General features: G+C 67.4%; 14 protein-coding genes. 8 read left to right on the forward strand and 6 right to left on the reverse strand.

Annotation, left to right across the window (positions count from 1 at the left end; genetic code table 11):
- Positions 1 to 3 precede the first annotated feature (3 nt).
- From JWS13_RS16315 to JWS13_RS16330, 4 genes are all read right to left on the reverse strand, one after another.
- On the reverse strand, positions 4 to 381 hold the full coding sequence (locus tag JWS13_RS16315) for a VOC family protein (protein ID WP_206006577.1): 378 nt from the start codon (positions 379 to 381) through the stop codon (positions 4 to 6).
- Positions 382 to 451: 70 nt separating this feature from the next.
- Complete coding sequence (locus JWS13_RS16320) at positions 452 to 1690, reverse strand: acyl-CoA dehydrogenase family protein (protein WP_206006578.1); 1239 nt, start codon at positions 1688 to 1690, stop codon at positions 452 to 454.
- 85 nt (positions 1691 to 1775) lie between these two features.
- Complete coding sequence (locus JWS13_RS16325) at positions 1776 to 2501, reverse strand: ABC transporter substrate-binding protein (protein WP_206006579.1); 726 nt, start codon at positions 2499 to 2501, stop codon at positions 1776 to 1778.
- Positions 2502 to 2528: 27 nt separating this feature from the next.
- On the reverse strand, positions 2529 to 3833 hold the full coding sequence (locus tag JWS13_RS16330; RefSeq protein WP_206006580.1) for an alpha/beta hydrolase: 1305 nt from the start codon (positions 3831 to 3833) through the stop codon (positions 2529 to 2531).
- Between the two features lie 67 nt (positions 3834 to 3900).
- Here JWS13_RS16330 and JWS13_RS16335 point away from each other — a divergent pair, with 67 nt between their 5' ends.
- A complete protein-coding gene (locus JWS13_RS16335; RefSeq protein WP_206006581.1) occupies positions 3901 to 4488 on the forward strand; it encodes a phosphoribosylanthranilate isomerase in 588 nt (195 codons plus the stop codon).
- A 35-nt stretch (positions 4489 to 4523) separates the two neighbouring features.
- On the opposite strand, the gene JWS13_RS16340 is transcribed toward JWS13_RS16335, so the two are convergent.
- Together JWS13_RS16340 and JWS13_RS16345 are read right to left on the reverse strand one after the other, a co-directional pair.
- Entirely contained in the window at positions 4524 to 5420 is an 897-nt protein-coding gene (locus JWS13_RS16340; RefSeq protein ID WP_206006582.1) for an alpha/beta fold hydrolase, read from the reverse strand.
- A gap of 41 nt (positions 5421 to 5461) precedes the next feature.
- A complete protein-coding gene (locus JWS13_RS16345; protein WP_206006583.1) occupies positions 5462 to 6100 on the reverse strand; it encodes an alpha/beta hydrolase family protein in 639 nt (212 codons plus the stop codon).
- A 143-nt stretch (positions 6101 to 6243) separates the two neighbouring features.
- Here JWS13_RS16345 and JWS13_RS16350 point away from each other — a divergent pair, with 143 nt between their 5' ends.
- From JWS13_RS16350 to JWS13_RS16380, 7 genes are all read left to right on the forward strand, one after another.
- Entirely contained in the window at positions 6244 to 6750 is a 507-nt protein-coding gene (locus JWS13_RS16350) for a hypothetical protein (RefSeq protein WP_206006584.1), read from the forward strand.
- Positions 6751 to 6806: 56 nt separating this feature from the next.
- Positions 6807 to 7013, forward strand: coding sequence for a hypothetical protein (locus JWS13_RS16355; RefSeq protein ID WP_072947562.1), 207 nt, complete (start codon positions 6807 to 6809; stop codon positions 7011 to 7013).
- Positions 7014 to 7044: 31 nt separating this feature from the next.
- Positions 7045 to 7200, forward strand: a complete 156-nt coding sequence (locus JWS13_RS16360) for a DUF6131 family protein (protein ID WP_005263616.1) — start codon at positions 7045 to 7047, stop codon at positions 7198 to 7200.
- 105 nt (positions 7201 to 7305) lie between these two features.
- Positions 7306 to 8472, forward strand: a complete 1167-nt coding sequence (couH, locus tag JWS13_RS16365; RefSeq protein WP_206006585.1) for a dihydro-p-hydroxycinnamoy-CoA dehydrogenase — start codon at positions 7306 to 7308, stop codon at positions 8470 to 8472.
- 173 nt (positions 8473 to 8645) lie between these two features.
- Positions 8646 to 9974 (forward strand): p-hydroxycinnamate MFS transporter, encoded by a 1329-nt coding sequence (gene couT, locus JWS13_RS16370; protein ID WP_206006586.1) that lies wholly within the window; start codon positions 8646 to 8648, stop codon positions 9972 to 9974.
- Positions 9975 to 10015: 41 nt separating this feature from the next.
- Positions 10016 to 11554: a p-hydroxycinnamoyl-CoA synthetase gene (gene couL / locus JWS13_RS16375; protein WP_206006587.1), complete on the forward strand. Its 1539-nt coding sequence runs from the start codon at positions 10016 to 10018 to the stop codon at positions 11552 to 11554.
- A gap of 29 nt (positions 11555 to 11583) precedes the next feature.
- Positions 11584 to 12168, forward strand: a complete 585-nt coding sequence (locus tag JWS13_RS16380) for a DJ-1/PfpI family protein (protein ID WP_206006588.1) — start codon at positions 11584 to 11586, stop codon at positions 12166 to 12168.
- Positions 12169 to 12198 lie beyond the last annotated feature (30 nt).

Consider the following 12198-nt stretch of genomic DNA (forward strand, 5'->3'; position numbering starts at 1 on the left):
CCGCTACACCCATTCGACCAGTTGGATGATCACCCCGTTCGGGTCGCTCATCTGGAAGTAGCGTTCGCCCCACGGCTCGGTTTCGATGGGCGTCACGATCGGGACGCCCTCCGCCTGCAGTCGCTCGTATTCGCCGTCGATGCCGTCGACGACGAGTGCGATCAGCAGCCCCTGGCCGGCGTCACCGGCGATCCGCGCGGGTTTGAATGTCTCCAATCCGGTCTTCAGGAAGACCAGATTGAAGCCGACGTCCGCGCGTTTCAGTGACACGAAGCCCTCGGCGGCCATCTCCTCGACGAAGCCCAGGTGGGATGTGGCGAACTCGGCCGACGCGACGGGGTCGGCGACGTTCAGCGACAGTGCGCTCGCGGTGACCTTCACGGTGGTGTCCTTTCGTTGACGACACCCCACTAACGTACGCCGTACGACATTTGTTCCCGGGGTCCGGACCTCACATCGCCAGCAGGCCCTTCGCGATGTGCGTCACCTGGATCTCGTTGCTGCCTGCGTAGATCATCAGCGACTTCGCGTCGCGTGCGAGTTGCTCGACCCGGTACTCGGCCATGTAGCCGTTGCCACCGAACAACTGCACCGCCTCCATCGCCACCTCGGTGGCGGCCCGCGACGAGTAGAGCTTCATCGCCGACGCCTCCGCGAGGCTCACCCGATCCCCCGCCGCCGTGCGTTCGATGGCGTTGAAGACCATGTTCTGCACGTTGATGCGCGCGATCTCCACTTCGGCGAGCTTGAGTTGGATGAGCTGGAACTGGGCGATCTCCTTGCCCCACAGCTTGCGAGACTTGGCGTAGTCGATGCACAGCCGGTGACACTCGTTGATGATGCCGAGCGACAGCGACGCGATACCGATCCGCTCGGCCGCGAAGTTCTCCTTCGCGCTGGACTTGCCGTCCGACTTGCCGCCGTCCTCCGTCTCGCCGAGCAGTCGGTCGCGGGTGACGCGCACGTTGTCGAAGAACAGTTCCCCGGTGGGCGAGGAGTTCATGCCCATCTTCTTGAACGGCGCCCCCTGCGTGAGGCCCTCCATACCCGCGTCGAGGACGAACGCGAGCACCTTACGGTCGCGGCGGTCGACGGACGCGTCCCCCTCGTCGAGTTTCGCGTAGACGACGATGACGTCGGCGTAGGGCCCGTTGGTGATGAACGTCTTCTGCCCGTTGAGGATGTAGTCGTCGCCGTCGCGGCGCACGTAGGACTTCATGCCGCCGAACGCGTCCGAGCCGGAGTCGGGCTCGGTGATGGCCCACGCGCCGACCTTCTCGAACGTGACCAGACCGGGCAGCCAGCGTTCCTTCTGCGCCAGCGTCCCGCGGCTGCGGATGGTGCCCGCCGTCAGCCCGAGGCTCACCCCGAGCGAGGCGACGAGTCCGAGGCTGACGCCTGCCAGTTCGGCGTTCATGATGACGCCCATGCTGCCCGCACCGCCGAGACCGCCGGATTTCTCCTCCTTCGCGCCGGACGCGGCGTCGCCACTGCGTTCGCGGTCCAGGGACTTCGTCAGCGCCTCCCGGGCCATCTCGTCCAGGCCGAAGGTGGCGAAGAGTTTGCGGATGATGTCGAACGGGGGCAGCTCACCGGTCTCCAACTTGTCGACGTGCGGTCGAATCTCCTTGTCGATGAAACCGCGGATCGCGTCGCGGAACATCAGGTCGGTATCTGACCACTCATACATGCCGGGCACTCCAGTCGCCGAGAGACAAAGGGTTGCCGCAAATATAGAACACGTTCCTGTTCTTGGACAGGTGCGCCGGACGGAATCATGCCGAGCCGCCTTCCGTTTCACCGATCCCGAGCCACGTCGACCGCAACCGGTCGAGGGTGCCGTCCGCGGCCAGGGCGCGCTGCGCCGACTCGATGCGGTCGCGCAGCGCGTGATCACCCGTGCGGACGGCGACGGCGATCTCCTCCCGGGAGATGCCCCGTTCGACCACCTCGACGTGCGGGCGGTCCCGGACCATCCAGGTGAGGACCGGCGCGAGTTTCATGACGGCGTCGCACCCGCCCGAGGACAGGTCGTCGAGGGCCTGGCCGATCCGGTCGTAGGCATACACCCGGATCGCGCCCGCGCGGCCCTCCGCGACCAGGCGATCGACGATCGGCTGACTGGTGTTGCCGTGCTGGACACCCACGGTCAGGCCGCGCAGGTCGTCGACCCCGCGCACACCGGGATGCCGGGACGTGTCGACGGCGAGGGACTGACCCGACACGAGGTACGGGGCGCAGAAATCGGCGCGCTCCCGCCGATCCGGCGTCACGGTGGTTCCCGAGGCGATGCAGTCGAATTCGCCGTCCGCCAGTGCGTCGAAGATGCCGTTGAAGTCGGTGCCCCGGTACGGGACGAGCGACCAGTCGAGGCCGAGTTCCCGCGCGAGCGCCCGCGTGAACTCGACGTCGAAACCCGCAGGCGCCGCACCGTCGCGGAACTCGAACGGCGGGTCGGGCAGGGCCGAACCCACCCGCAGTACCTTCGCTGCCGCCGTCATGTCGCCCCTCTCCGCCGTGGCGAATGCCTACGAGCCGATCAGCCCCAACCGCTGTGCCAGCCAGGGCAATTCCTTCTCCAGCCCGGCGGACCACACGGCGAAGCTGTGCCCGCCCGGCACTTCCACGTACTGCACGTCCATGCCGGCGTTCTTCGCAGCCTGATAGACCTTCTGCGCCCCCGGCTTGTAGGCGTCGTCGTCGCTGCCGATCACGAAGACCCCGGCCGTGTCCGGGTATTTGTTCGACGCCATCAGGTCGAGCGGATTGACCTTCTTGAACGCCGCCTCGTCACCGCCGAATCCGTCGTCGAGGGTGCGCTGGTGGTCGCCGAGGGTGGGCGCTTCCTGACCCGAGATGTCGAGGAACGTCGGATACACGTCGGGATGGTTGGTGGCCATCTGCAGCGAGCAGGTGCCGCCGTAGGACAGGCCGCCGATCGCCCACGCCTTCGGGTCCGGGTTCACCTGCAGGTTCGACTTCACCCAGGCCGGAACGTCCTTCGCCAGATACGTGGCCACGTTGCCCAGCTTCGAATCGGTGCACAGGGGGTTCGCGATCTGCGAACCGGTGCCGTCCGCCACCACCACGATCGGGGCCAGCCCGTCGTGTTTCGCGGCGAACTCGTTCATCGTCGTGGCGAGCTTTCCGCCGGCGAACCAGTCCTCCGGCGAGCCGGGCTGACCGGCCAGCATCACGAGCACGGGCAGCAGCGGGCGCGGATTGGCGAAGTAGGCGGGCGGCAGGTAGATCTCGGCGTCGCGGGCCGCGAACCCCGACGCCGTCCCGGGAACGGACGCCGTCAGGACCCGCCCCTCGGACGGCATCCCGGGCGGGGCCGTCCACGACGCGTCGAGCGGTGTTCCCGTCACCACGTTCTCGGTGGCGCTGCCGAGGTCGTTCATCTGGACCCGGTCGAACGGTTCCGCCCCGAATGCCGTGCCCACCGTGGGGTAGGCGTCGAACACCAGGTTGATCTGCGTCGCCGACGCGAGGAGGACGGCGATGACCGCGAGCACCGACACGACGGCGGCCTTCACCGTCCGGCCGGCGCGGATCCGCGGCACGAGCAGGATGATCGCCAGGAGCCCCAGACCGATCCACACGTAAATGGAGATCTCGATGGGGTCGGGGAACGGCCGGAGAACCTTCTCGACCATCACGTACAGGACGACGGTGACGACCACCGACACGGCCAGGCAGATCGGAATCGCCTTCCTGCGGTACCACGGTGCGCGGGCGGCGAGCAGCCACACGACACCGAGCGCACCGATCACGGTGAGGATCCAGGGCAGAGGCCCGGTGATCACGCTGAGGTCGCTGAGCCAGTCCACCTCACGAAGCCTAGAGCGCGAACCCGCACTGCGTCGACGAGTCGGAGCGAGCGTTAAAATTGCGGGCGTGACATTCATCAAGGTGTGCGGTCTGCGTGACGAGGCCTCCGTCGATCTGGCCGTGCGCCTCGGCGTGGACGCCGTGGGTTTCGTGTTCGCCGACAGCGTCCGCCGGATCTCGCCCGACGACGCCGCACCGCTGGTCCGCCGGGTCACCGGCCACACCGTCGCGGTCGGTGTGTTCAAGGGGAGTTCCGTGTCTGAGGTGATCGAGGTCGCCCGCGCGGCAGGTCTCGGCACCGTCCAGGTGCACGACCTGACCTCCGCCGACGACGTCACCCGGTTGCGGGAGGCGGGGCTCGGCGTGATCCGTGCCGTCGTCGCCGGTGACACGTCGGGCGATTTCGGAGCAGACCGCATCCTCGTCGACGGGGCCATCGCCGGGGCCGGCGTGGCCTGGGACTGGGCGAACCAGAGCAGACCCGACGGCGAATGGATCCTCGCCGGCGGGCTTCATCCGGACAACGTGCGGACAGCCGTCGACGCGACCGGCGCGTGGGGTGTCGACGTGTCGAGCGGTGTCGAATCGTCCCGCGGGGTCAAGGATGCGGCGCTGATCGAGCAGTTCGTCGCGGCCGTGCGGTCCGGCGACTGAGTCAGCCCGGAACCTGAGTCAGCGCGGCCTCCGAGTCAGTCCGGCATCCCGGCCACGGAATCCTCCACGTCCCACGACGCGAGCACCGTCCGGATACCGACGACCAGCGCGAGCGGCTGATCGATCATCACGTGGTGTCCGGCGTCGGGGATCTCGACGACCACCGCGGTCGGCCCGAACCGGCTGCGCATGCTGTCCATCATCTCGTCGGTGACGATTCCGTTCTCGGCACGGAAGTAGGCGAGGCGGCAGCGCGGGTCGGATGCGCCCAGATGGCCGCTGCCCTCGCGGGAGAAGAACGAGGAATCGAACTTCCACGACCACCCGCCGTCCACCTCCTGCATCGAGGTCTCCGCGACATGGCGCAGGACCGCGGGCACCGCGGTGTCCTGCGGCGGGACGAACCGGAACCGCTCCAGCGCCACCTCCCGGGACGGGTAGACCTTCTTCGGACCGAAGGCCCGCTGCTTCCGCGCTTCTTCCTCTTCCGGTGTGCGCGCGAGGACGGGCGAATCGATCAGCTGGACACCGGCCAGGTCCTCGCCGAACAGTTGCGCGGCCACGTACGACACCATGCCGCCCATGCTGTGGCCGACCAGCACCGGCGCCCCCGAGATGCCTGCCGGTTTGGTCACGGCGAGTGCTTCCTCCGCCCACCGTTCCAGTCCGTATTCCCGGCGTCGGTCGCTGTCACCGTGCCCGGTCAGGTCGAGCGCGACGACGCGGCGGCCCGTGGCCAGCATGGGCGCCACATGGTCCCACCACCGGCTGTGGGCGGCGCCGCCGTGGACGAGCACGAGTCCGGGAGTGCCCGTCGGACCCCACGCGCGGTAGTGGACCTCCGCGCCGGCGACGTCCACGCGGCCGATGTCGACCGGGGCCGCCACTGCCGTGGTGAACCAGTGGGGCGCGTCCGTCTGCACGTTGCTCATTCACCGAACATACCGACCACGTGCGGGCGCTCCCGGCCGCCCTACCGAAGGTCGAGCATGGCCGCGACCGCGCGTTCGACCACCGGGAACCTGTCCGGGGCCAGATCGTGCCGCGCGCCCTCGAGTTCGACGAGCGTCGTCGAAGCGGGAATCAGTGCGAGTGCCGACCGCATTTCGTCGGGGGTCGCGAACGGGTCCTTCGACCCGTGCACCACGACGGCCGGGGTGTGCAGGCCGGGCAGGTGTTCGGTGCGGAGCTTCTCCGGCTTGGCCGGTGGATGCAGCGGGTACGACAGCAGGAGCAGGGCGTCGACGAGACCCGGACGCTCCGAGGCGAGCATGGACGCCTGACGCCCGCCGTACGAGTGCCCACCTGCCCACACCGGCACCGGCACCAACTCCCGCATCACGGACACCGCGGCCGCGATGCCCTCCCGGTCCTCCGCCGCCTTCGACGGGTGCGGCGGGCCCGACGCGCGGCGCTGACGGAACGGGAGGTCGAACCGCAGGACCACCACTCCCCGCTCCACGAACCCCTCGGTCAAGGCACGCAACAGCTTTGTGTCGCAGTCACTTCCCGCTCCGTGCGTCAGGACCAGCCCGGCCGACGCGTCTCCCGCGGGGCGGTGGAGATGTCCGCGCACGCCGTCGCGTTCCAGCAACTCGCTCATGCGGTTCACGGTAGTGGAAAGCCGGGCCGTGCCGGTTTCCGCTACAGGACCGTTCTGTGCCCAAAATCCCGTGTTGATTGCGATTGGCTCACGGTCTGTTTGCCGTGTTTGCGGGCTGGGTACTTCAACAACACGACTGCTGGGAGTAGCCAATGGACACCATGACCATCATCTGGATCATCGTCGCGATCGTCGTCGTACTCGCCGTGGCCGCGCTGCTCATTGCGGCATCGCGCAAGCGGAACGAGCGCCGCCACCAGGAGGCCGACAGCATCCGCGCGAAAGCGCAGGAGCAGACGTCCGTCGTCGAGAAGCGCGAGGCGCTCGCGGAGGAGACCGCGGCCAACGCACGGAAGGCCCAGGCAGAGGCGGAGGCGAAGGCCGCCGAGGCCAAGAGGTTGCAGGTCGATGCGCAGACCCACCAGAACACGGCGACCACGTCCCGTGACGACCTGAAGCAGGAATGGAAGAGGGCGGACGAGCTCGATCCCCAGGTCAAGACGACGGGTGCCGCGTCGAACGACGCCCGCACGACCGATCCCCGGACCGCGGACGCTCGGACCACCGACGGCGGACCGGCCAACGCCCGGACCGACGGCACGAGTTCCACGAATACCCATGGAGCACACGCGAAGCCGACCGACACCTCGTCGACGTAGCGTTCGAGTACGACAGGCTCACCGGCCCGGGCCGGTGCCCACACGGGAGGTCGGAAATGCGTATCGGACGGCTCCTGTCGCTGATCGTGATCATCTGGCTGATCATCGGCGCCATCGCCGTGTTCCAGCGCGGCTATTTCAAGGACGCGCAGGCCGATTGTGCCAGCGCCGGAACGATCGCCGTCACCGTGATCGCCGGACCGCTCAACTATGCGGGCGTGAACCCGAAGATCGATTGTGAAGTGCCGCAACCGAGTCAGTAGTCCCTAGCAGCAAACGGAAAGAGGGAAGACCGTGATCGTTCTCGGAATCATCCTGCTCGTCATCGGCCTCGTCGCGGGGATCTCGATTCTCACGACGATCGGAATCATCCTGCTCGTCATCGGCCTCGTTCTTCTGCTGCTGGGCACGACGGGCCGCGCGGTCGGGGGGCGGAAATACTGGTATTGACGCCGGCGACCGTCCCTGATCATTGACATCTTCAATGATTGATAGATAGGTTCCTTTCGGTACGCAGGCGTGCGACGCACCCCTGCCGACGAAAGGAACCTTTCAATGTCTCCGGTTGCACTGGAACGGACCATCTTCGACGCCGATCACGACGCGTTCCGGGACACGGTGCGCCGGTTCGCCGAACGCGACGTCGCGCCATTCCTTCACGAATGGGCGGCTGCGGGACAGGTCGACCGGGACGTCTACCGTCAGGCCGGCAAGCTCGGACTCCTCGGGATCAACGTCGAGGAGCGATTCGCCGGCGGCGGAACCGACGACTTCCGGTTCAACGCCATCGTCATCGAAGAACTGTGCCGCGTCGGGGCGCCCGCCGTGGTGATGAGCCTGGCCGGGATCAACGACCTCGTCACGCCCTACCTCGCCTCGCTGGCGAACGAGGAGCAGAAGCACCGATTCCTGACACCCCTGTGCACCGGCGAGAAGATCGGCGCGATCGCCATGACCGAGCCGGGCGCCGGGAGCGACCTGGCCGCGATCTCCACGACCGCCGTCGTCGACGGCGACGACCTCGTCCTGAACGGCACCAAGATCTTCATCAGCAACGGCATGCTCGCCGACTTCGTGATCGTCGTGGCCAAGACGGATCCGGCCGCAGGGAAGAAGGGCATGAGCTTACTGGTGGTCGAGGCCGGAATGGACGGATTCACTCGCAACGGCCCGCTACACAAGGTTGGGCTGAGCGCGCAGGACACCGCCGAGCTCGTGTTCGACGACGTCCACGTCCCCCGCGAGAACGTCCTCGGCGAACCGAACGAGGGCTTCGGCTACCTGCGCCACAATCTGCCCCAGGAGCGCCTCAGCGTGGCCGTCACGTCCATGGCGTCGATGCGACGCACGTTCGACAAGGCCCTGACGTACAGCTGCGACCGCACGGCATTCGGCCGGCGAGTGGCCGACTTCCAGGCCAACCGCTTCTACCTCGCGGAACTCGCCACCGAGATCGAGATCGCACAGTGCTTCACCGACCGCTGCATCCTCGACGCCGCGCACGGCACGCTCGACGAGGTGACCGCGGCGATGGCGAAATGGTGGATCACCGAGCTGCAGCAGCGGGTCGTCCAGCGGGCGGTCCAGCTGCACGGCGGCTACGGATACATGCGCGAGTACGACGTCGCGCAGGACTATCTCGACTGCCGCGGCGGCCCGATCTACGCCGGCACCACCGAGATCATGAAGGAGATCATCGGGCGCAGGCTCACGCGGTCCTGACGGGTCCGGTTGCCCGCCAGAGTGATTCGCGTGAACAGTAGTCCGTTCGCGACTACGGCACTCAAAGCGTTGGCAATCTCTTCCATTGACAACTTCAATGATTAATGTTTAATTGTGATCCGCGCTACACGCGCGCCCCGCTCTGTTGTCCCACGCTCGGCCAAGGAGTATCGATGACGGTCACCGCCACCGCCGGCACCATGTCGGCCACCCGACGCAAGAAGGAAGTTCGCAGGGTGCTCCTGTCGAGCTACCTGGGCAGCACCATCGAGTTCTACGACTTCCTGCTCTACGCCACCGCGGCGTCCCTCGTCTTCGGTCCTGTGTTCTTCGCCGGCCTGGACCCCCTTGCCGCGACCATCGCGTCGATGGGAACGTTCGCCGCCGGCTATGTCGCACGCCCGCTGGGTGGAATCGTCTTCGGCCACTTCGGCGACACGGTCGGCCGGAAGGCGATGCTGCTGATCTCCATGACCGTCATGGGCATCGCCTCGTTCGCGATCGGGCTCATTCCCCCGCCGGAGATGATCGGGTCCTGGGCGGCGGTGCTGCTCGTCCTCCTCCGTGTCTGCCAGGGCCTCGCCGTCGGCGGCGAATGGGGTGGCGCAGCGCTGATGTCACTCGAGCACGCCGAATCCGGCAAGCGCGGGTTCGCCGCGGCGTTCACCAACGCGGGTGCGCCGACCGGTGCACTGCTCGGCACCCTCGCCCTGGCCGCCGTGTCGCTGCTGCCCGACGAGCAGTTCTTGACGTGGGGCTGGCGCATCCCGTTCCTGATCTCGGCACTCATGCTGGCCCTCGGCCTGTTCGTCCGGTCCAAGGTGTCGGAGAGCCCGCTGTTCACGGCGGCGCTGAAGGAATCGGCCGCGAAGGAGACCACCCCGCCCATCGTCACCATCCTGAAGCGGCCCCGCGCGGTCGTCGTGGCGTCGATGAGCTGCATCGCGAGCTTCGGAATGCAGACCGCGTTCACCACTTTCGCCATCACCTACGCCGTGTCGAGCGGCGCCCAGCGATCCGACGCGCTGCTGGCGTTCTCCTTCTGCCAGTTCTGTGCGATCTTCCTGGTCCTCGGATCGGCGCGACTGTCCGACCGGATCGGCCGCAGGCCGGTCATGCTCGCGGGTCTCGCTGCGATGATCCTCAGCGTCTACCCGCTGTTCCTGCTGCTGGGCACGGGACAGTTCCTGTTCATCGCACTCGCCTTCGTCGGGTACACCATCTGCCACTCGGCCACCTACGGGCCGATGGCCGCATTCATCTCCGAGCAGTTCGGTACCCGCGCGCGCTACACCGGCGCGTCGCTCGGATACCAGCTGGCCACGCTCGTCGGCGCGGGATTCACCCCCGTCATCCTGGCGTCTCTGTTCGCGTCGTCCGGCAAGTCGATCGTCCCGGTCGGGCTGTTCGTCATCGCACTGTGCGTGGTCAGCGCCGTCTTCCTTCTCGCGACGAAGGAAAGCAAGGACAACGACCTGAGCGCCGACGCCCCGTCGGCCTGACCCGAGCCCGAGAGTAGTTTCGAAGAGAACGAGGAGTCACCATGGACAACGAAGGTATCGGCTCGTGGCTCGAGCGCCGCATCACCATGACGCCGAAGAACGAGGCACTCGTCTTCGACGGACGAGCCGTCACCTACGAGGAGATGGCCCTGCGGACCCGCCGGCTCGCCCACGGCCTGCGCGCCCTCGGCGTCGAGAAGGGTGACTGCGTAGGCTTCTTCGGGTTCAACGACCCCGCGGCGCTCGAGGTGATGTTCGCCGCTGGGCTGCTCGGCGCCACGTACCTCCCGCTCAACGCCCGCCTCACCGCCGAAGAAGCGCGCTACGTGCTCGGCGATTCCCGCTGCACCACAGTGATCTTCGGCGATCAGCAGGCGGACGTCGCGCAGGAACTGGCGCAGTCGGAGTCCCCGGTCACCACCTGGATCGGGCTGGGCGACTCGTGGTCCGCCCATACCTACGAGGGGATGCGCGCCGGGCAGCCGGACAGCCGGATCGACGAGCAGGTGGGTCTCGACGACCTGTCGGTGCTCATGTACTCGTCGGGCACCACCGGCGCACCGAAGGGCGTCATGCTCAGCCACGGAAACATGCTGTGGAACGCCATGAACCAGCTTCTCGCCCAGGACATGACGTCGAAGGAACGCACGCTGTCGGTGGCGCCGCTGTTCCACATCGGCGGTATCGGCGGGGCCGTCACACCGACGCTGCTGTCCGGGGGCACCGTCGTGCTGCTGCGCAAGTTCGACGCCGGCGCCGTCCTCGACACGATCGAGAAGGAACGCATCACCACGTTCTTCGCTGTCCCCACGATGATTCAGGAACTGTGGCACCACCCCCGGTTCGCGGGCGCCGACCTGTCCAGCCTGCGGGCCATCTGCGTCGCCGGGGCTCCCCTGCCCGAAGCGCTGATCTCGCCGTGGCAGGAACGCGGCGTCGCGATCGCGCAGGCGTACGGTCTGACGGAAACCGCGCCGTCGGTGACCATGCTGTCGGGGGACGACGTCCGCGCGAAGGTCGGATCGGCAGGCAAGCGGACGTTCTTCACCGACGTCGACGTCGTCCGTCCGGACGGGTCGAGCGCCGAACCGAACGAGATCGGTGAGATCGTCGCGAAGGGACCGAACGTGATGCTCGGCTACCTGAACCAGCCCGAGGCGACGGGCCGCACCATCGTGAACGACTGGCTGCACACCGGCGACGCCGGCTACTTCGACGACGACGGTTTCCTCTTCATCTGCGACCGCTACAAGGACATGTACATCTCGGGCGGAGAGAACGTCTACCCCGCCGAGGTCGAGGCGGCGCTGCTGAAGCTGGACGGCATCCGGGAGGCGGCGGTGATCGGCGTCCCGCACGAGAAGTGGGGCGAGACCGGCATGGCGTTCGTCGTCGCCGCCGACGGCACCGCCCTCGACGAGGACACGGTGCGCGCACGGCTGCGAGAGAAGCTCGCGGGGTTCAAGATTCCCACGTTCATCCGGATCGCGGAGGCACTCCCCCGCACCGCCACCGGCAAGATCCGCAAGCCCGACTTGCGAACCTCCGCCCGTGAGTACTTGTTAACGTCCGGCGGTTAACAAGTACTCACGGGCGGTAGCATTTCAGGGTGAAGCACATCGGGATCGTGTTGTTCGACGGCGTCGAGGAGTTGGACGCCGTCGGGCCGTGGGAGGTGCTGTCCGCGTGGACGCGGATGTACCCGGACGACGGCTACGCCGTATTCTGCCTGTCCGCATCGGGCGGGAGTGTGCAGTGCGCCAAGGGGCTCGTCCTGGGCGCGCATCATTCCTACGCCGACGCCCCGCCGCTCGACGTCTTGATCCATCCGGGCGGCCAGGGCACGCGGCCACAACTGCTCGACGACACCCATCTCGGCTGGGTCCGCAGACAGCGCGCCGAGGTCCCGTTGATGGCCAGCGTGTGCACGGGTGCCCTGGTCTACGCGAAAGCCGGCCTGCTGAAGGGTAGGCCGGCGACGACGCACTGGGCGTCGCTGGAATTGCTGGCGGAGATCGACCCGAGCATCGCCGTGCGGCCGGACGACCGGTTCGTCGACGACGGCGGCGTTATCACCTCGGCAGGCGTGTCCGCGGGCATCGATATGGCATTGCACCTCGTCGCCCGCTTCGCCGGAGCGGAGCGGGCGCGCGAGGTGCGTCGGTACATTCAATACGATGGCTTCGCCCCGTGAGTACTTGTTAACGTCCCGCGGTTAACAAGT

Source organism: Rhodococcus pseudokoreensis, assembly GCF_017068395.1.
Lineage (GTDB): Bacteria > Actinomycetota > Actinomycetes > Mycobacteriales > Mycobacteriaceae > Rhodococcus_F > Rhodococcus_F pseudokoreensis.